The organism is Neobacillus sp. Fa239, from assembly GCF_055395235.1.
Window position 1 is genome coordinate 387963 of sequence record NZ_AP041611.1, and the last position, 20629, is coordinate 408591.

Here is a 20629-nt window from a genome sequence, read left to right on the forward strand (position 1 = left end):
CGAAAAAACAAAATAAGGCGGCAATCCCCATTTGTGGTAATTAGGGGATACCGCTAATTTAATCATTGAGCCTTAACTTCGTGCTTTATTTTTAATTGCTCAGGGTAGCCATAGCTGCCATGTTCACTTATATCCAATCCGATGATTTCCTCTTCCTCTGTTACACGGAGTCCATTCATTGCTTTTTTCATGATGGATAAAATAATATATGACACGATAAAAGCGAAAAGAGCACTGGCTGCGATTCCTATCGCTTGGACCCCTAGCTGATGCAATCCACCTCCATAAAATAAACCGGGTTTCCCAACTGTTGCAAGCTCTTTTGTTGCGAAAAAGCCTGTAGAAAGCGTTCCCCAAACCCCGGCCGTTCCATGGACAGAAAGGGCGGCGATTGGATCGTCAATTTTTCGATTTTCAAAGAAACGAATGCTGTAAAAGACGAGAATTCCTGCGATAAATCCAATTACAATCGCGGCCCATGTATCGACAAAAGCACAGGAAGCGGTAATCGCGACCAATCCGGCCAATGCTCCGTTTAACATCATTGGTACATCTGCCTTTCCCATTACCATCCAGGAGATAATCATCGCGGCAACGGTTCCGGCGGCCGCAGCCAAATTTGTATTTAGGGCAACAAATCCAAAGAATCCTTTGTCGACAGAAAGAGTGCTGCCTGCATTAAAACCGAACCATCCAACCCAGAGCAGTAACACACTTAAGGCTGTAAAGACTTGATTGTGTCCTAAAATATGGTTTGCGGAACCATCCTTGTTGAATTTTCCGATTCGCGGTTTTAATAGAATGGTTGCAGCAAGTGCAGCGATAGCACCAGTTAAGTGCACAACAGTCGAGCCGGCGAAATCCTGCTGGCCGAGTTTGGCTAACCAGCCGCCGCCCCAAATCCAGTGAGCAATAAGTGGATAAACAAAGGTTGAGAAAAATACAGCAAATACAAGATAGGCACTCAATTTAGCACGTTCTGCAAAACCCCCGAAGGCAATGGTTAAAGAGATGCCCGCAAAGGCTAGTTGAAACATAAAGAAGACCGCACCGGAGAGTGGCAAGCCTTTTATGTCATAGCCGGAATAAAAGAAATCTGTCAAACCAATGAAAAGATTTCCTTTGCCAAAAATTAGCCCATAGCCCACCGCCCAAAAAAGAATGGATCCAATGCTGAAGGTTAGAATTGTTTTTCCGGCGATGTGTCCTGCATTTTTCATTCGAGTGGAGCCCGTTTCCAAAAGGATAAAGCCCCCAATCATCAAAATCACCAGCACAGCCCCCAGCATAACCCAAAGACTATTCATTAAAAACAAAGTATCCAATAAAATTCCTCCCATAAATTTAGTTTGTTAATTTTCTTAACATTCAGTGTAATTGTATTTTCACACGAAAAAGAATAAGATTCTATAAGTATGTAAGGTAATCTAACATGGAATATTGCGATTCGGTGACAGGCACCTTTCGTGGACATTTTGCCTAATTTGTCCATCTGAGGTGGACAGTTGAACCGAATGAAAAACCGCTCTCGTATAGGAGAGCGGTTGGAGGTAGGTTATGAGGTTGTTATGTTTGGCCTTTCCGCAGGCCGAATTGGGCATTGAGCTGGCCTTGGATCATTTTCCGGCGAATCTCTTCTTGATTTTGCTTCTTTTGTTCTCTGAGCATTTCTCTTCTGATTTCATGGGTTTGAATGCCATCTTCAATTTTATTGGCGATATCCATCAGCAATTCGACGTCATTAAAGGAATATTTTCGGCTTCCGCCAGGGGATCTGTCAGGAAAAATGAGTTTTCTCTCTTCGTAGTAGCGTATTTGCCTTTCTGATAGTCCGGTGAGATCCCTCACGACCCCAATGGTAATAACCTTTTTATCTTTATAAGACAAATCCTTATTCACTTTTCTTTCGTCACCCCCTACCATATTTGAAAATTGAAAATACTTTACATTTTATGTTACATTTTCTCACATGTAGTGGGTTTTGGCTATAAATTTTTATAAATAGAAACAAACGGGGTACTGTTACGGTTTAATTTTGTGTGGGAATTCTTTTGCCATGATTTTTTCAAGTTCACTAAGAGTCATGGAGTATATTTGATGGTCGGTAGCGTTATAAATCCCTCCTTCCACTAACTTTTTAATGTAATATTGTTTGAGTGTTTCGATGCCTTTTCGTAATTGCTTAGACATACTTTAGCCCCCCTCATTGATTTTGGAGTGATCTTAACAATTCATGCGCTCTTGACCCCATTGATTTCATCAGGTCTTCATATAATTGGTCTCGCATTCGATCCAGGAGCAAAATTTTCTCGGCCAATTTAATATCATTCAAACAGTACATTTTTAATCTTCCCTTCATTGGTTTGTATGGTAAAACTTATCTATTTTTTGAGTATTTGTCAGCAAAGCTGTTAGGAAAATTAACATGATATTTTTAAACAGTATGGGAGAAGTACAAAAAGATGAGATGACAATGCTGTCATCTCATCCTTATGAAGAAAGAAGTCAATTTCGTCAGCTACACCTTTTTACTGCCTGTTTCAACGTAATCCAGCCTGTCGCTTGAAAGGGACCAGCCGGTTTTGAGCTCCAGGATAAACCAAGTGAGTGCTAATGCCCCAATAGCAAAAATTGTATCGCCGATAATTCTGAGCCAGACAAAGAGATGAACGATCGGCCGAGACATGAAGGCGGCTGAACGTGCATACCACATACCATGTGTAACACTGGCCCAGATCTGCATTAACCAATTGGCAGCAAGCTGATCAGAACCATTAGAATCAGTCCGATATGAATAATGATGCATAATGCATGCTGATATTCCGAATCGCCAGCACTCTGACAGGGGGGATTCCTTTTTTTGGTAAAAAATTAAGGGGAATAAACACTATATTAATAGTGCTTATTTAGCGGATTAAAATAGTAATGCATTAAAAGATTGGATATAAATTCCGGCACATTCATACGCACTTGACCCTGAAATGGTTGGAGAGGTTTTAGAGGTAATGAAGCAATTGGCTAAAGAAGGGACGACCATGGTGGTTGTCACCCATGAAATGGGCTTTGCTCGCGAGGTAGGCGACCGTGTGATTTTCATGGATGGCGGCTTCATTGTCGAAGAAAATATTCCAAATGAATTATTTGAAAGCCCACAGGAAGACCGGACAAAATCGTTTTTAAGTAAGGTCTTGTAAAAAAAACGAAATTCTGACAAGAAGGATCTGTCGGAATTTCGGTTTTTTGTTATCAATAGGGGATCAACGTTCCCTTTTACAATTCGAAATCAAATACATCCACAATCCTGTCGGCTTTTTTCCGATTCTGACAAAGCTGAAACAATTGATCGAAAAAGCCCCCGACCTCTGCACCTGATGATGGAAGCTTAATCTCGACGGTCGTCGACCCAAACATTTGTTTAAAATAGGCCTTTCGCTGATTGTTTTTTCCATCTCGTTTTAAAGGGTTGTATGTCCATACAATCTGTGGAACGCCTTCGAGTTCCTCCACTCGTCGAATCTCCGCAAGGGTCGTGGACTTGTCATGGGCATAAATCACTAAATAATAGTTATCATTACGATGCCAATCGATAAAGAGAAGGAAGTAGGCGGTCCCGGTTTCCGGGCGGGTCACCTGATAGCCTTCTATAACGGGCTTTCCATTTGTCCATTGATGAAACTTCGGCAACGTCCCGTTAACGGTTTGAAGCTTGGTTATTTCATACTTGGCCCCATCCCATTTTTCTAAACATTTGCTTAAAATAATAGCTTGTTCTTTTTCCACCGTACAAACTCCTTAAGGTATTTGTCCTCATTATACTTTGAGCGGGAGGAGAAAAGGAAGTCATACATTGTTTTTGCGGAATTGATTCTAAAACCCGCGGAAATGTGGGCAAAGTGCGCGGAATTAATACCAAAGCCCGCGGAATTCTGGTAAGAACTCGCGGAATTAACTCAAAAACCCGCGGAATCACCCCAACCCCCAGCCTTTGTCTCCAAAATGAAATACTGCTGACATCGTTTTTAAAAAAAAATTTGATAAAATTAATATAATATGGTCTTATAAATGACCCCGTGTCCGAATAGTATGAGGAATAATTATGCCTCTTTTCCATATGAATGACATAGAGTGCTTCAATTGGAGGGAATACAGTTGTCGATAGAAACGAATTTAATTCAAAAAGCTTATTATGAAATGTTCATAAATGAACATGAAATGGTTGAGCCAGTCAGTGCACTTGGCGAAGCGTTTCATGAGGAGCTGCAAAAGGAAATACCGGATTTATCTCATATACGATTTGCTCAGGGAGAAGTATATTTTCATCATAAAGATTATGAAGCTGCCATTTTTAAATGGGAAAATGTCTTTAATGAATTGGAGCCTTGGGCGAAAAAAAATATTGCTGATGCCTATTATGAGCTTGGGGAATTATCCACGGCGGAAGATATTTATTGTAGTATCAATACGGATCAGCTGACCTTAAAAACAGAGGTGTCCCTACAATTATTCTCGCTCTATCTTGAACGGGGCAAGATTGACTCCGCTGTTGCAGTTATTAAAAAAACAATTCAGTCTAACCCTGATTACGCAAATGTAACTGAAATTGCCAAATCCTTTTTTGAGGAGAAGCAGGATTGGGAGCATGCCATTGAACTTGCTGTAAATGAAGGGATTCGTACCGAATCAAGAAAATGGTTTGAGGTTGTTAATTCTTATGTGAAACAAGGGTTAACATCATCACTACATCCAGCCTATTTTTCCAGGGCCCTTATGGTGCTTTTTAATTTAGACCAAGAGCTTTTCCAGAAGCTGATTGTTTCACTTTGGAAGAGCTACCAAAATGAAGAATCCTATTTTCATTGGTTAAAAGAATTGAATCATTTGCTATTTAATTTTGAGATTGGCCGGAGCGATTCCTGGCAAGCGCTCTCCCATCTCTATAAAGAAAACTATTTTGGCCTAATTGATGGAAGATTTTTTATTAAAAATTTACAGGACCTCGTTCCGGATTTGCTGACAAACTGGCTGCGAATTTCCGATTCAGATCATGTTGTCATATCTTCAGCGGCAGTATTATCATGGAATGAGCTTTTTCCTGCAAGTATCAGCGGGTCAATCGTGAGTGAAGCGGAAAATCTTATCGGTAAAATTGAAAATAATATCGATGAATTAGAAGAATGCTTGAAGCTTTTTGATTCGATCTTAGCGTGGGCACAAACACATGATATGGGGGCAAATAATCATTTAAAATGGACGATCGAGCAATTAACTGATTTTGATACCTATCATTTGTTATTTGTAGGGTTAAGCGGCTCTGGAAAATCGGCCATCGTAAACTCGATTCTGGGGGATGAACTGCAGGATGGTCCAACTCCTTCGATGGTTCAGTTTAAAAACTCTTTAATGTTAGACATTTGTGAAGTAACCGATAAAGAAACAACCTTGCTTCCAGGCGTTCCTGAGTTGCAAGAAAAACTTGATCGACGGCGGAATGCTTTGGAATCAATCTTTGAGTTTAGAGAGCCAAATTCTTTCTTACAAGAGTTGAAATTGGCGGTTATGGATACTCCAGGACTAAATGGAAATCAATATGAAGTGGTGCAGCAAATACATGCTGCTGACACAGTGCTATTTGTTTTGGATGCCAATGAACCGTTTACAGATAAAGAACGGGCCATTCTTTCGCAAATCCATGATCAGGCACCGGAAATTCCAATTCATTTTCTACTGAATAAAATGGACACCATTCCAAATGAGCAAGAGGCATTGCGCATATTTGAAGAGACGCGGGCAGAGATCAGCCTTTATTTGCCGGAGTCGAAGGTGTTTGCCTATTCAGCGAAAAATTCAAAGCTCAGTGAATTAAAAGGATATATTCATTCCATCAAAAATGTTCGAAACTTAAAAGATAAACGATTGGCGAAGTTGTTATTTTTCATTCGCTCGACGATTACGAAGCTGTTGCAAAAACGAATTGATGTGGAAAATCAGTTAATGGAATCGATTCGTTGGAATGAAGATATGGCGGCGAAATTAACAGGAGCCTTAAACCAGCTAAACGATGCAGAGTCGCAAAAAACAACGGTGATTTCAAGGTCTTACCGTTCCATTAAAGAAGAGATTCAGAAGGATATTTCCGAGACTGTTCCGAAGATGCTCCGGGATTGTTCAACGTTAATCCGTGAAGATAGTAACTTTAGCAATATTCATATCGAGTTGAATAAAGAAATGAATAAAAGAATTCAAGATTATTTTAATCGAGCGGTGCTGCTTAAATATTATTCACTGTTACAGGGATGGATTGGCAAGGCGAAAGAAGAGTTTGAGCAGAGTCAAGGCTTTTTGGATGATATGAGCGAAGGCTTTAACATCCTATTCGGCGAAGAGCGAATCAAGCTCGATTGTGATTTTAAGGTTCTGGAAGATTGGCAGCGGGATACCGACCGTATGACCACCGCTTTCCACTTAGAGGAAGTGAAGATTTTGCTGCGTCGAACCGCCTCACAATTTCTATTAAAAAGTGCGGGTAAATTGTTGGGAGCTTTATCGCATAATAAGGCACTAGTCTATAATAAATACAAAGCATTTGTTGAAAATGAAAACTATGCCGAGACAGTAGAGCTGGTATCAAGGCAATTTTTCCAGCAGTTTGAGCTTTTTGAAAAATCGTTAGAGCGTGATATTACCTTATTCTTTAGAAACCCAGCTGCTTTGTTAAATAAAGCGATTGAAGAAGCGAAGGCGGATGTGCAGAACAACCGGGAACTGCTCCAAAAGATGAATACCAACCCGGAAATGTTCCGTGATCCATTAAGGCTATTTGAAGTAAGACTTCGCCAGTTTGAATGGATGACCATTGCGGGAAAAGGGCTGCAGACCATTTACTAGTCGATGCAAAAAGGAAGGTGCGAATCGCATCTTCCTTTTCTTGTGGTATTAGTATCCCTTCACATAATCAACAAGGTTAATAGAAGGTGTTTCCTCAGAGATATATTGTTTTAGATTCGGGATGAGGATGTTTTCAATTACCCGTTTATTATAATTTACGGTTGAACCGGATGTGTGGGGTGTAATGATGACATTTTCCATTTCCCATAATGGGCTATCGGCATTTAACGGCTCGGTTTCAAATACATCAAGCCCTGCGCCGGCAATGGCCCCTTCGTTTAAGGCTTGCACCAAGTCCCGTTCCACGACAATTTCTCCGCGACCAATATTTATGAAAAAGGCAGAAGGCTTCATTTGTTGAAACTGCTTTTCTCCAAATAGTTGATGCGTTTCCTTTGTATGCGGCAATGTGACGACAACATAATCACAGTTGGGGAGCACTAGGTTCAAGTGAGTGGTTGTATACATTTCATCCACATATTCCTCTGGTTTACCCGATTGGCGAACCCCGATGACATGCATGCCAAAGGCTTTTGCAATTTTGGCTGTTTCTTTTCCGATGGCGCCAACCCCGATAATACCAATTGTTTTTTCGTGCATTTCCATTCCCATATTTGCATGGTGCCATGTCTTGGTTTGCTGATTTTTAACATACGTGTGAAGCTTTCTCGTCATCCCAAGCATGAACGCAAAAATCGTTTCAGAAATAGGATAAGCATGAACCCCGTTGGCACTGGTTAAAAAAATGCTCTTTGATTCCAGCAACTCGAGCGGCATCGAATCGACTCCGGCACTCCAGGATTGCAGCCATTTAAGCTTGGAATCAGGTGCAAGGCAAGCAGCGGCCATCCCTTTTTTCCATCCGGCAATGATTTCGGCATCGATCAGATGGTCCTGCCAGACCGTTTGTTCTTTTCCAACGATTAACTCCCAGTCAGGAATGATTGCTTGGATTTGCGCGTAATGAAGTGGATCGATAGTGTGAGTAATAACCATTTTCCTTTTTTGCATCGTAACCCTCCGTGTAAACTTGATCCATTAATCATAACGAAATTATCCTAAAATGTGAAAAAAGAGGCTTTCCGAAAACAAAAGGGTCAGACCCCACAACGTCAATGTATAGCTAAATAATCGTTAAAGCGCTATATATTGAGTGTTAATCATGGGGGTCAGACCCTTTTCATTTATCTACAGATTCTCTCGTCGTCTGCGATTTTGCTGTACTTTCATCGAAATTAATCCTGCCAAAATGAAGGCTAGTCCAATAGCGAGATAATTGTAAATAGGAGTAGCGGTTTCCGGTAAACTATTTCCTGTATCGGTTTGAGGTGTATGAGTATCGGTCGGAGTCGGAGTCCCATTTCCATTCCCATTATCCCCTTGATTATCGCTACCGCCATTTCCTGAATCATCAGCTGTTATATTGCTGATATCAATTACCTTTACTTTTTCTAGACCATTGCCGTCTTTGACATAAACGGTGTACTTATCATTTTTCGTTACGTCAAATTTATGATCCTTAAGGTCGGTTCCCGCATTGGCAAAGTCAGCAACGGTTTTTTCGCCTTCCAGCCACTTCATCTCAACTACTTTTTCAGCTGTTGTAGATACCGTGATCGTTACAGGGCCTGGTGTCGGGTCCGTTGTGGACGGCGTTAAGTCAATCGTGAAATCTTTTGGTTCAGGCGTTGTGATATTGGTAATATCAAGCACCTGTACATTTACATGTTCGTTACGGTCCATGACATAAACGGTATATTTACCATTTTTCGTTACATCAAACTTATTATCGGTAATATCTGTCCCGGCACCATTCTCAAAGTCGGCAGCGGTTTTTTCACCTTCCAGCCATTTCATTTGAACCACTTCTTTTGCATCCGTGGAAACATTAATGGTTACAGGGCCCGTAGTTGCTTCTGTTGTTGAAGGTGTTAAGGTGATGTCAAATCCAAGCGTTGTTAAAATATCATTGGCTAAACCGGCAAGTACTTGGTGTCCAAGAATAGTAGGATGAATATCTCCAGGAAGTACATAGTCTGATTGGTGTCCATCAAAAGCTGTAAAGGCATCTGCTGTAAAACTGCCTGAGGCAGCGGAAACTCCAGCGATGACTTTATTGGCTGCCGGGATTACGGTTTGGCCAAGATCATGCAGCGGACCGGCATTTACACCAAAGGGGTTATACAGGTTGTAAAAAATAATGGGCGCATCCGGGTTTTGAGCTTTTATAAAGCCGATTAACGCTGTTAGATTTTGAGGTAATTGGTTTGTAATCACATCGGTTAATGCTTTTGTTGCTGCCGCGATTTGCTCTTGAGTTGGCGGCACTGGCGGGTTCGCTTTAAGCCCTGCCAGAATTTGTCCCACTTCTGGAACCTGTAATAAATCATTATTTCCAATGTCTAAAGTAATCAAATCTGCATTTTTAATAGATTCAATATTCTCAGGTGTACTCATTGCAGTTAATAAATCGGTTGTTTTCCAACCCCCACCGCTGATGTTTTTGGATACGGTGTACTTCGTATTTTGAATCAAATAAGGAAAGGCCTGCTCATTTATGGGTTGATTGAAACTATGGTCATCCCCGAGATTCCAGCCATGGGTAATAGAATCCCCTAATGCGACAAGGCTTTTCTTGGTTGGAGCATCTGCAAATGTAAAAGATGAAAAGAAGGTATTCATGGCTAGCATAAGTACAAATAAAATCGACAATCTTTTAAGCTTCAAAAATATTCCCTCCTACTATGTATATTTTACTATCAAAATCTATTATAATTTTCTCTTTTCCGAATATTCAACATTTATGATTCTACAATTTATGCAAAATGGCCTATAAAAAGGACTAGCAGCGAAGGAATTTGTAACGATTGGATTAAAAATTCAAAATTATCAATATGATAGAGGTAATAAGCGATTACAAAACTTAAAAGGAGCGAGCAGCATGAAGCATCCTTATTTAACGGGAGAACATAATATTTTTCGTAAGTCCTTGCGAAGGTTTTTGGATAAAGAAGCCTATCCCTTTTATGAACAGTGGGAAGTGGACCGTATGATTCCCCGCTCTTTTTGGAGGAAGATGGGGGAGCAGGGTTTTCTCTGTCCTGATATAGATGAGAAATATGGTGGAAGTGAGGTCGATTTTGGATTTTCTGTCGTAATCAATGAGGAGTTGGAGCGGGTAGGTACGGGTTTAATTGGGATTGGTCTTCACAATGATATTGTAGTTCCTTATCTGACTTCATTTGGGACGGAGGAACAAAAACAGCGCTGGCTTCCCCGATGTGTCACGGGAGAAATTATCACGGCCATCGCGATGACAGAGCCGGGCGCAGGCTCAGACCTTGCCAATATTAAAACAACGGCAAAGCTCCAAGACGATCACTATATGATAAACGGACAAAAGACGTTTATTACGAATGGAATTCAGGCGGACCTTGTCATTGTGGTCTGTAAAACGGACCCGCAGGCAGTGCCAAAGCATAAGGGCGTAAGTCTGCTTGTTGTCGAAAGGGATGCTCCAGGTTTTACAAGAGGGAGAAAGCTGAATAAAGTCGGTTTGCACTGTCAGGATACAGCTGAGCTTATTTTTGAGGATTGCATGGTCCCGAAGGCTAACCTCCTTGGGGAAGAGGGGAAGGGATTTCTATATTTAATGGAAAAACTTCAGCAGGAACGGCTTATCGTAGCGATAGGTGCGCAGATCGCAGCAGAGGTGATGTTCAAGCTGACGCTCGATTATGTGAAAAGTCGCGACGCCTTCGGCAAACCAATTGGGCAGTTCCAAAACACCCAGTTTAAAATGGCCGAAATGTCGGCCGATATTGAAATGGGCAGAGCCTTTTTAGATCAATTAATCGCCGAGCATATGGAAGGCCAAAATGTGGTCACCAAGGTATCAATGGCAAAATGGAAACTCACAGAAAATGCCAAAAGGATTGCTGCTGATTGTATGCAGTTTCACGGCGGTTATGGCTATATGGAAGAATACGAGATTGCCAGAAGGTTCCGCGATATTCCCGTTGCCAGTATTTACGCAGGTACAAATGAGATTATGAAAACAATCATCGCAAAAAAATTAGGATTATAGAAAGGATGATTTGAATGCGAGAGGTAGTGATTATCGAAGGAGTTCGTACGCCTGTTGGCAGAAGAAACGGGGTATTAAAGGATATTCATGCCAATGACCTGGCCGCTCTTACATTAAAAGAGCTGGTGAATCGAGCCGGAATTGAAGCGAAGGTCATTGATGATGTCATTTTAGGCTGTGTCACCCAAGTAAGTGAGCAGGCGGGGGATATCGCCAGAGTGGCCGCCCTAATTGCCGGCTTTCCCATTGAGGTGCCAGGCACCACCATCGACCGGCAATGCGGTTCAAGTCAGCAGGCCGTGCATTTTGCGGCACAAGCGATCCTTTCCGGGGATATGGATGTTGTCATCGCAGGTGGAGTGGAAAGCATGTCACGGGTCCCAATGGGGTCGAATTATCAAGGGGCAGGCTCGCCTTTTAGCAATCATTTAAGTAAACGCTTTGAAATCATTCACCAAGGACTCTCTGCAGAAAGAATTGCTGCAAAATATGGATTTACCCGAACAGAGCTTGATCAGTTCTCGCTAGAAAGCCATCAAAAGGCATTAACAGCCCAGGCAAAAGGTTATTTTGTTAGAGAAATCTTCCCGCTGGAGGTGACCTTGCCTGACGGGAACACGGTTTTCATAAAAGAGGATCAAGGTCCACGACGAGGAACATCTTTGGAGGCCCTTGCCGGATTAAAGGCTTCTTTCCAGGAAAATGGAGTTATTCATGCTGGGAATTCGAGTCAAATCAGTGACGGGGCGGCAGCCGTTTTACTTATGTCACGTTCAAGGGCGGAGGAGTTAGGGCTGAAACCGCGCTTTAGGGTTCATACCCGCGTCGTAGTTGGTTCAGACCCTACTTTAATGCTGACAGGACCTATTCCGGCCACCCAAAAGGCATTAGAAAAATCAGGGTTAACCATTGATGATATTGATGTTTTTGAAGTGAACGAAGCCTTTGCACCGGTACCGCTGGCATGGCTGCGAGAAACCGGTGCCGACCCGGCCAAGCTTAATCCAAATGGCGGGGCGATTGCCCTCGGCCATCCGCTTGGCGGCAGCGGTGCCCGTTTAATGGTAACTATGATGCACGAGCTGGAGCGCACTGGCGGCAGGTACGGTCTTCAGACCATGTGTGAAGGTCATGGGATGGCAAACGCAACCATTATTGAAAAGTTGGATTCATAATGAAGGAGGAGATTGGATGGGGACGACGATCGGCAAGGTATTTGATTTAACGGTAAAAAGATTTCCAAAGAAGGAAGCCATTTTTGACGTGAGAAAAAATGTCCGTTTTACTTATCAGGAATGGAGTGAGCAGGTGAACCGCCTTGCAAATGCACTCTTGAAAGAAGGGATTAAGAAAGGTGACCGCGTTTCGACTTTCCTGTTCAATACGGAAGAACTCGGGACCGCTTTTTTTGCCTGTACCAAAATCGGGGCTGTCTTCAATCCAATCAATTTTCGGCTGATGGCGGAGGAAGTCGCTTATATCTTATCTGATGCATCACCAAAGGTTGTGCTTTTTGAAAAAGTATTAGAGCCGGTGGTTTCAGCCATCCAGAATCGTTTCGCTACCATTTCCTTTTGGTTTATCGATAAAGAAACGCCTCAATATGCTGCCAATTATCATGAAAAGCTGGCTGCTTCTTCAACTGAAAATGTTCAGGAAGAAGTAGTTGAAAATGATCTTTATGCGATCATGTATACGAGCGGGACAACAGGAAGACCAAAAGGTGTGATGCATTCGCACCGTAATATGGTAGAGCAAAGTTTAATGATAAATGCGGCGACAAAGCTTGAGGCAGCGGATGTTGGACTTGTTACAGCACCGATGTTTCATTGTGCCGAGCTTCACTGTGCTTTTCTGCCAAGGGTCCATATTGGCGCAAAAAACGTGATTCTTCATCAATTCCATCCGAAGAAGGTGCTTGAATTGATTGAAGGAGAAAAGATAACGAAATTCTTTGCTGCCCCGACAATGTGGAATATGCTGCTTCAAGAGGACATCAGCCAGTATAATCTGGATAGCATGAAACTGGGTTTATACGGTGCAGCCCCAATGGCCCCTTCTCTTGTCCATGCTTGTCACGACCGCTTAGGGATTTTTCTTGTTCAAGCCTACGGGATGACTGAGATGGGACCGGCGATTACTTTCATGTCCGAAGCGGATCAATTAAGAAAAGTCGGCTCTGCTGGTCAGGCCTGTTTAAATCATGATGTCCGTGTTGTGCGAACAAGAGAGGATGGACCATCAGAACCTGATGATGTGGTTCCGGCAGGTGAAACTGGCGAAATTATTGTGCAGGGACCCTGCATGATGATTGGTTATTTTGGCCGTGAGGAAGCAACAGAAAAGGCGATGTATAAAGGCTGGTATCATTCAGGCGATATTGGCTATTTGGATCATGAAGGTTTTCTATATGTGAATGACCGGGTGGACGATATGATCATTAGCGGCGGGGAAAACATTTATCCTCGAGAAATAGAAGATTTATTGCATGCTCATCCGGCGGTTCTCGATGTGGCTGTTGTCGGCCAGCCGGATGATCGGTGGGGTGAGACCGTTACCGCTTTTGTCGTAAAAAAGGATTCCAAGATTACTGAAGTGGAGCTTGATGATTTTTGTAAAAATAGCAATCAGCTGGCAAATTATAAACGCCCAAGAAAGTATGTATTTTGTGAAACGTTGCCGCGGAATGCGAGTGGGAAAATCCAGAAATTTATACTACGTAAGCAGTTGGCAGAGCTCTTTGAACAGGGAGCTTCCACTGGTCCTGCCAATTCGTAATAACTGTGAGCTGACAAATGTCAGCCATTTTCATCCTTTATTAATTTAGCCTACGTGCCGGGCTGGAGAAGAAATCGGTTGAACGGTCATGTAGAGGAGTCCTACGTGCCCGTACTGGCGAAGAACTGGGTCGAACGGTCACGTAGAGGAGTCCTACGTGACCGGGCTGGCGGAGAACTGGGTCGAACGGTCGTGTAGAAAAGTCCTACGTGCCCGAACCGGCGAAGAACTTAGTCGAACGGTCACGAAGAAGAGCGCTACGTGACCGGACTGGCGAAGAATTGGGTCAAACGGTCACGAAGAAGAGCCCTGCGTGCCCTGATGGCGGAGAACTTGGTTGAACGGTCGTGTAGAAGAGTCCAACGTGCCCGAACCGGCGAAGAACTTGATCGAACGGTCACGTAGAGGAGTCCTACGTGCCCGGACTGGTGAAGAACTGGGTCGAACGGTCACGTAGAAGAGCCCAACGTGCCCGAACCGGCGAAGAACTTAGTCGAACGGTCACGTAGAAGAGTCCTACGTGCCCGGACTGGCGAAGAACTGGGTCGAACGGTCACGTAGAGGAGTCCAACGTGCCCGAACCGGCGAAGAACTGGGGTGAACGGTCACGTAGAAGAGCCCAACGTGCCCGAACCGGCGAAGAACTTGATCGAACGGTCACGTAGAAGAGTTCTACGTGCCCGAACCAGCGAAGAACTGTGTCAACCGGTAACGTAGAAGAACCCTACGTGCCCGAACCGGCGAAGAAATCGGCCAAACTGAAATGTAGAGGGATAGCAAACGCGACCATTATTGAAAGTTTGGATTGAGATGATTGGCAAGGTATTTGATTTAGCGATAAAAAGATTTCCAAAGCAGATGGAAATGCTCATGGCAAAGGGAGCTTCCAATGGTCCAATCAATTCGTAAAGAAAGAGGCTGCCTTAAGGCAGCCTCTTTTCCATCTATTTCATTCCTTTTTTAATTTAGCCCAAGTGGCATCAAGCGCTTTCTCGGTGGCATCTTTAGATTTTTTTTCGCCGATATACGCCTGGAGAATTGCGCCGAATTCTAGGCTAGCCCCAATAGGATATTTCATGAATTGCCATGAATAGGTTTTGCCTTCCTGTGAATATTTCTGGAGATCAGCACCTAAAAATCCAATTTCTTTTGCATTTGCCTTAATGGATTTAAAGGCGGGGATGTATTTAAAGCTTTTTACTAATGCTGTTTGTCCTTCTTGGGATGAAACCATCCAATTTAAGAAGGCTTTTGCAGCCTTTTTATTGGCCTCAGGTGCTTTTCTATAGATCACCCAGCTACTTGGGACATCCACCATTAATTTATCGGCTTGAGCCGGATTATCCGTAAGCGGCATTGGGATAAATCCAACATTCATATTTGGACTTAATTTATCAAGCATTGGCTGAATCCAGTTCCCTTGCTGAATCATGGCCGTTTGACCGTGGGCAAATTGGGTAACTTCTGTATTGTAGTCTGTTGTTAATGGGTTTTTATTGCCATATTTTACTGTTAAGTCTACTAATTTTAAGTAGTCATTAAAGTATTTGTTTCCTGCTATTTTTGCTGAACCAGTATTTAGCCCTGTGATGAAGTTTGGGTTATCCGCTTGTTCGTATGCAAACGGAACATTAAGACCATGGTTAGCTAATACCCACCACTCTGCATAACCCACTGAGAATGGAGTGATTCCCGCCCCTTGAAGCTTTTTCGCTGCAGCCTCAAGCTCGCTAAAGGTTCTAGGAAGTACTTTAATACCAGCATTTTTAAATAGTATTTTATTGTAGGCAAAGCCATAGCCTTCCAAATTAACAGGCTGACCATATATTTTGCCGTCTATGGTCATAGGCTTTAATGCATTTGGATAGGCATCCTTTACCCAAGGCTGATCCGATAAATCCTCCAAATCATCTTTCCATGTAATGGCATTTTGATATCCTTCGCTGGTAAACAAGTCGGGCGCTTTTCCTGAAGCAATTTTCGCTTTTAATGCTCCCAAATTGTCTGCACCAAAGCCTACTGTTTCAATATTAAAGGTAATGCTTGGATGCTCTTTGGTATATTGGTCCGTTAATGCCTTTAGTTGATCGGCAATCTCCAATTTTCCTTGCAAGATGTTGAGCACTACTTTACCATTGTTACTTTCAATGCTTTTCGATGTTCCGGAGTTACTGTCGTTCGAACAAGCAGCTGCTAAAAGAAGTGTTAGGGATAATAGACCGGCAATGAATGAATATTTTTTAATCGGCATTTTGTTTTCCCTCTCTGCTCATGCATGTAGTGCACGGTATTCATTTGGGGTAATACCCTCCACCTTTTTAAATACTTTGCGAAAATATTTGTCATCCTGATAGCCAATTAGGTTTGCAACTTCATAAATTTTTAGCTGGCTGTTTTTTAGTAAAGCTTTTGCTTTCTCGATGCGGTAATTAACAAGATAGTCAGATATATTGACATTAAATTCCTGTTTGAATTTCCTTGAGATATATTCTCTGCTGAGATAAAAATGCTCTGAAATTTCCTGCAGCTTTACATCACGGTCGAAGTTTGCCTGTAAATATTTTTCGATTTCATAAATAATTTTCGTATTAGTCTGAACCGAAATGGCATGTAGATAGGACTCCTTTAATTTGGAGATATCATCTACCATGATTCCGATTGCAATGGGACAGGACACATTCAACACTTTCTTTATAGTTTGGTAGATTTGCATCGAAATTTTTTCGATTTGGGTGAACTCACTCCAAAAAATAATAACAATTTCACCACTTGTGGATGTGTTGCGAAAGGCGATACCGCATTCTTTTTCCATGATGACTTCATTGATGATATTTAAAATGGTGAAGTATTCCAAATCCATGTTGTCCGAAAATTCTCCAAGGATGTTACCGCTAACCCTGACAAGTGCCGTCAGATAGTTCCCCGATTTAAAAAGCCCTAATTCTTCATACACATCCATCCTCATCATATCGCCGTTTAAAAGCTGGGTAAGCTGTCGATCCCGATAAACAGGCTTCATTTCATTGATGATTTGCGCACTGCTTTCTTTCTGCTTCCTGTCAGCTTCTTCCTTCTTCCATTCATTAACCGCCTCTTCTAGCGTTTGATTGAGAATTTCCGGATCAATGGGCTTTAATAAGTAGTCTAAACTGCCGGAATGAATGGCCTTGCGCATATAATGGTAATCATCATAACCCGTGACAACAATGGTCTTTGTTTTCGGCTGATTTTCTTTTATCCACTCTAACAATTGAGTTCCATCTATTTTTGGCATTTTCATATCGGAGAAAATTATTTCCGGCTTATATGTGTGAATAAGTGCGATTGCCTCTTCACCGTTGCCTGCCTCATAAATTTCTGTTATCCCATTCTGTTCCCATTCCCCAAGAAGCTTAATTCCCTCGCGAACATGCTTTTCATCATCAACAATTAATACCTTCATGAATGCCCCACCTCTATATCCATAACCTTCGGAATTTCGATGTTCACTGTAAAGCCCATGCCTTCAACACTTTGAACAGACATTTTTGCCTCATGATGATAATAAATTTGCAAGCGGTCATAAATATTTTTTAAGCCGATTGTCTGTCCCTGCCTATTTTCATCGCTGCCGTTAAGAGATAATTGCCTGCGGATTTGCTCTAGCTTTTCAACGCTCGCACCCGTTCCATTATCCAATACACGGATACAAAAAATATCGTCATTTATAAGCCGGGCCTCAAGCTTAACCACTGCTTTCTCAACCTGCTGGTCTAGTCCATGTTTAAAGCAATTTTCCACAATCGGCTGCAAGATCATTTTGGGTACTAGAATTTTCTCCACTTCTTTGTCAATATTGAGTTCAAACTCAAATTGTTCGTCGAAGCGCTGTTTTTGTAATAATAAATAGGATTTTACATGCTTGACCTCTGACATAAAAGGGACAATATCTTCCTTCATGTTCATACTATATCTCATCATAACGGATAAAGACGTCAGTAAAGAATAGACCTGGACAGCATTGGATTTGAGGGCCAGCGTCCCAATCGATTGAAGGGCATTATATAAAAAATGCGGATTAATTTGCGAGTGCAGGACTTTAAGCTGAGATGCTTTATTTTCAATATCCAGTACATACTCCCGCTGAATCAGTTCGTTGATTCTGGCAATCATCGACTTAAAGGTTTTCCCTAGCAGACCAATTTCATCGTTTCCCAACGAATCAAAATCAGCTTCAAATTCTCCTTTTTCCACTCTTTTCATATTGGCGTTTAATACCTTTATCGGAGCAGTAATCTTGACCGAAACAGCCAGTGTAGTGAATAAGACAATAATCAGGGTGATAATGCCGATTACAATGTTCATTAGCGCCGTTTCTCTTGCTCCTTGATAAAGGACATTATAGGGAATTCGTTTCACAATATACCATCCCTTATAGGGAGCAGAAAACTTATCATACACAATAACACCGTTGAAATGCGGATCCTTCCAAACCAGACTTTTCGACGTCAGCGGTTCCTGCTTTACTCGGGCAAACCACGTTTCGCTATTTTTTTTCCCAATTGCCTCCGCATCGGAAGAATAGACAACCGTTCCACTTTTATCCATTATATAAAGATCTTCTTCTCCTTTTGTATATAAACGATCGGCAATCGCACTTATTTTGGAGAGATTAATATCGATTGAGAGAAAACCTAATAACTTGTCTGATGGGATATCCCTCAGTATATTATGGAAGCTTAATACCTTCTTTTTTTCGGAATTGGGAATGAATGATAAATTGTTATAACTATAGATTTCATGTGGTGATTCAATAATCGAAAAGTTGCTTGACTTCATTAATTTCGCATAGTAGGGCTGTGAAAAGATGTTTCCATACTTTCCTCTCCCGCTAATGGTGGAGTGGTAGATGGTATATGAATCTTTTCCGTTATGAATGTAAAGGTGCATTTGTTCAATTTCGGGGCGTGTATTAAATAAATAGGCAAGCGCTTGACGCACTTCCTCCTGATTCGTATTTAAGTCTTCGGATATTCCATCCCTCAAGACATCCATAAATGGAGTATACCGGTAGAGAACCGATGACATTTGCGCCACATCGTTTAGATACACGGATAGTTCGTCCTCTCCTTTTTCAATCAAATCGTGATTGGTGGATACAAAGCGATTATTGAGCGACTTTGTGGTTTGATAATAGGTAATCGCAATTGAGCTGCCAAATGGGAGCACAGTTGCGGCTAGTAATAAAATAATGAGCTTTTTACGAATACTCCATCCCATTCCCATATGTTCTAAGTTAGTTGGTCCATTTACCCAAAAAACTAACTTCCTCCTTTTAAATAAACTCCAATCGATGTTTCTTTATTGTAGCATAACTCGATTTTTGTTTTGAGAAGTCAAATTATAGAGTTCAATATTTTCCACCCTATTGGTCAATGTAAGCCGTTTCATATTTCGTTCAAATCACTAAAATTTAAGATATAGAAGGAAGACCTAAAGCAAATGAGTAAAATCGAAGGTGCGGACTTCTTGTAAAAAGGGGGAGATGATTAAATGGTAAATTTCAAAGGTTTACTGAAAAAATCAACATTGGTTGGTACTGCTGCCGCTTTAACACTATCGCTTGCAGCATGTAGTGGAAACGCATCGAGTACGGCTTCGAACTCCAATTCACCAGTAAATATCATCATTACAAACGGAAAAGGTGAAATTGACGCTCAATTTAAACAAGCAGCGAAGGACTTTATGAAAGCGAATCCAAAAATTCACGTTGAAGTCGATTCAATAGCGGTAGGGGATACATTAAATGTTTTTGATAAACTTACAGCCTCAGGGAAAACAGTTACAATGGCAATGTTTTCGCCGTATGATGCCCTGCATAAATACAAAAATGTTGGAATAGATCTTTCAAACGAGAAATGGAACGCTGAGACAACAGATGCACTCAAAAACTCAAACGGTCAAGTCGTTGGTTTCCCATTTGCAATAGAAGGAATGGGATTAGTTTACAACCAAAAAGTAGTAGAGAAAGCAGTAGGGGGGAATTTTGACCCATTCTCCATCAACACACAAGATAAATTAAAGGGCCTTCTTGACAAGATTAAGGCATCTGGCACTCAATATCCTGTTGCCTATCAAACGGAAGCCTGGTCTGTCGCCAATCACTACAGCTCACTATTTTTGAATCAGGAAAATGATCCTAATTCCATTTTGGATAAGTTGAAAGCAGGCAAACTGGACCTTACCAAAAATGCAGATTGGAATGGCTATTATAACACGATGGATATTTTAGCTTCAAAAGATTATAACAAGTTCGGCGAACGCCCGCTTGGCCAATACTATGATGCTGCACACGTAGCGGTTGGTAAAGGGGATTCAGCAATCCTTTTCAATGGTGACTGGGCTTTTGATTCCCTGCACGCACTTGCTGGTGCCAACTTTGGATTTATGCCAGTTCCAGTGGACAACAATCCAAATAATCCACTTAACAATAAAATTGCAGTCGGCCCTACACAAGTAATGGTTATCAATAAAAAGGCTTCTAAAGCACAGCAAGATGCAGCTGAAAAGTTCCTAAATTGGCTTGTGAATGATAAGGCAGGACAAGACTTCCTAGTAAATAAAGCACAAATTATTTCAGCTTTCAAAAATAATCCAAACAAAGTAACGAATCCATTAGGTGTCGCAATCAGCAACGCCATTGCAAATGGAAAGACAATACCGTTTAGCACCAACTATATCAATACGGGAGATTGGACTACAATCCTTGGACCTGAAGTTCAAAAGTATATTGCAAAACAAGAAACAAAAGCAGACTTAGCCAAAGCCTTTGAATCTTACTACACTAGCCATCAAGAGTAATAATTAAGCTAACAATTGAAAAACCCCAGATGTGGGCGA

At 41.8% G+C, this 20629-nt stretch carries 15 protein-coding genes and 1 pseudogene; 7 read left to right on the plus strand and 9 right to left on the minus strand.

Translation table 11 applies throughout. From position 1 onward, the window contains the following. Positions 1 to 62: 62 nt before the first annotated feature. From ACZ5XR_RS01910 to ACZ5XR_RS01920, 3 genes are all read right to left on the minus strand, one after another. Positions 63 to 1325, minus strand: a complete 1263-nt coding sequence (locus ACZ5XR_RS01910; protein WP_464500032.1) for an ammonium transporter — start codon at positions 1323 to 1325, stop codon at positions 63 to 65. A gap of 241 nt (positions 1326 to 1566) precedes the next feature. Next, positions 1567 to 1899 (minus strand): MerR family transcriptional regulator, encoded by a 333-nt coding sequence (locus tag ACZ5XR_RS01915; RefSeq protein ID WP_464500033.1) that lies wholly within the window; start codon positions 1897 to 1899, stop codon positions 1567 to 1569. A gap of 123 nt (positions 1900 to 2022) precedes the next feature. Further along, a complete protein-coding gene (locus ACZ5XR_RS01920) occupies positions 2023 to 2190 on the minus strand; it encodes a Fur-regulated basic protein FbpA (RefSeq protein WP_464500034.1) in 168 nt (55 codons plus the stop codon). 776 nt (positions 2191 to 2966) lie between these two features. Here ACZ5XR_RS01920 and ACZ5XR_RS01925 point away from each other — a divergent pair. Further along, positions 2967 to 3194, plus strand: a pseudogene (locus ACZ5XR_RS01925) (peptide ABC transporter ATP-binding protein); the annotation flags it as partial. A 76-nt stretch (positions 3195 to 3270) separates the two neighbouring features. Here the strand turns inward: ACZ5XR_RS01925 and ACZ5XR_RS01930 are convergent. Next, positions 3271 to 3780, minus strand: coding sequence for a hypothetical protein (locus tag ACZ5XR_RS01930; protein ID WP_464500035.1), 510 nt, complete (start codon positions 3778 to 3780; stop codon positions 3271 to 3273). 369 nt (positions 3781 to 4149) lie between these two features. Between ACZ5XR_RS01930 and ACZ5XR_RS01935 the strand changes: the two genes are divergently transcribed. Next, the gene (locus tag ACZ5XR_RS01935; protein WP_464500036.1) at positions 4150 to 6885 is read left to right on the plus strand and encodes a GTP-binding protein; all 2736 of its coding nucleotides are present in this window, start codon (positions 4150 to 4152) and stop codon (positions 6883 to 6885) included. Positions 6886 to 6933: 48 nt separating this feature from the next. Here ACZ5XR_RS01935 and ACZ5XR_RS01940 read toward each other — a convergent pair whose 3' ends face one another. Together ACZ5XR_RS01940 and ACZ5XR_RS01945 are read right to left on the minus strand one after the other, a co-directional pair. Further along, complete coding sequence (locus ACZ5XR_RS01940) at positions 6934 to 7896, minus strand: D-2-hydroxyacid dehydrogenase (RefSeq protein ID WP_464500037.1); 963 nt, start codon at positions 7894 to 7896, stop codon at positions 6934 to 6936. 177 nt (positions 7897 to 8073) lie between these two features. Further along, on the minus strand, positions 8074 to 9612 hold the full coding sequence (locus tag ACZ5XR_RS01945) for an SGNH/GDSL hydrolase family protein (RefSeq protein WP_464500038.1): 1539 nt from the start codon (positions 9610 to 9612) through the stop codon (positions 8074 to 8076). 214 nt (positions 9613 to 9826) lie between these two features. On the opposite strand from ACZ5XR_RS01945, the gene ACZ5XR_RS01950 reads away from it, so the two are divergent. From ACZ5XR_RS01950 to ACZ5XR_RS01965, 4 genes are all read left to right on the plus strand, one after another. Further along, the gene (locus ACZ5XR_RS01950) at positions 9827 to 10972 is read left to right on the plus strand and encodes an acyl-CoA dehydrogenase family protein (protein WP_464500039.1); all 1146 of its coding nucleotides are present in this window, start codon (positions 9827 to 9829) and stop codon (positions 10970 to 10972) included. Positions 10973 to 10986: 14 nt separating this feature from the next. Further along, positions 10987 to 12147 carry a thiolase family protein gene (locus ACZ5XR_RS01955; RefSeq protein ID WP_464500040.1) on the plus strand — a complete coding sequence of 387 codons (1161 nt, stop codon included), beginning with the start codon at positions 10987 to 10989 and terminating at the stop codon, positions 12145 to 12147. 16 nt (positions 12148 to 12163) lie between these two features. Continuing rightward, entirely contained in the window at positions 12164 to 13750 is a 1587-nt protein-coding gene (locus ACZ5XR_RS01960) for a fatty acid--CoA ligase (RefSeq protein ID WP_464500041.1), read from the plus strand. Positions 13751 to 14011: 261 nt separating this feature from the next. Further along, the gene (locus ACZ5XR_RS01965) at positions 14012 to 14155 is read left to right on the plus strand and encodes a hypothetical protein (RefSeq protein ID WP_464500042.1); all 144 of its coding nucleotides are present in this window, start codon (positions 14012 to 14014) and stop codon (positions 14153 to 14155) included. Between the two features lie 544 nt (positions 14156 to 14699). Here ACZ5XR_RS01965 and ACZ5XR_RS01970 read toward each other — a convergent pair. From ACZ5XR_RS01970 to ACZ5XR_RS01980, 3 genes are read right to left on the minus strand one after another with little or no spacing between them, the layout of a single operon-like run. Beyond that, positions 14700 to 16001, minus strand: a complete 1302-nt coding sequence (locus tag ACZ5XR_RS01970) for an ABC transporter substrate-binding protein (protein WP_464500043.1) — start codon at positions 15999 to 16001, stop codon at positions 14700 to 14702. 18 nt (positions 16002 to 16019) lie between these two features. Continuing rightward, positions 16020 to 17192, minus strand: a complete 1173-nt coding sequence (locus ACZ5XR_RS01975) for a response regulator transcription factor (protein WP_464500044.1) — start codon at positions 17190 to 17192, stop codon at positions 16020 to 16022. Next, a complete protein-coding gene (locus ACZ5XR_RS01980; RefSeq protein WP_464500045.1) occupies positions 17189 to 19009 on the minus strand; it encodes a sensor histidine kinase in 1821 nt (606 codons plus the stop codon). The genes ACZ5XR_RS01975 and ACZ5XR_RS01980 overlap by 4 nt, the downstream gene beginning before the upstream one ends. Positions 19010 to 19282: 273 nt before the next feature. Between ACZ5XR_RS01980 and ACZ5XR_RS01985 the strand changes: the two genes are divergently transcribed. Next, positions 19283 to 20590 carry an ABC transporter substrate-binding protein gene (locus tag ACZ5XR_RS01985; protein WP_464500046.1) on the plus strand — a complete coding sequence of 436 codons (1308 nt, stop codon included), beginning with the start codon at positions 19283 to 19285 and terminating at the stop codon, positions 20588 to 20590. Positions 20591 to 20629 lie beyond the last annotated feature (39 nt).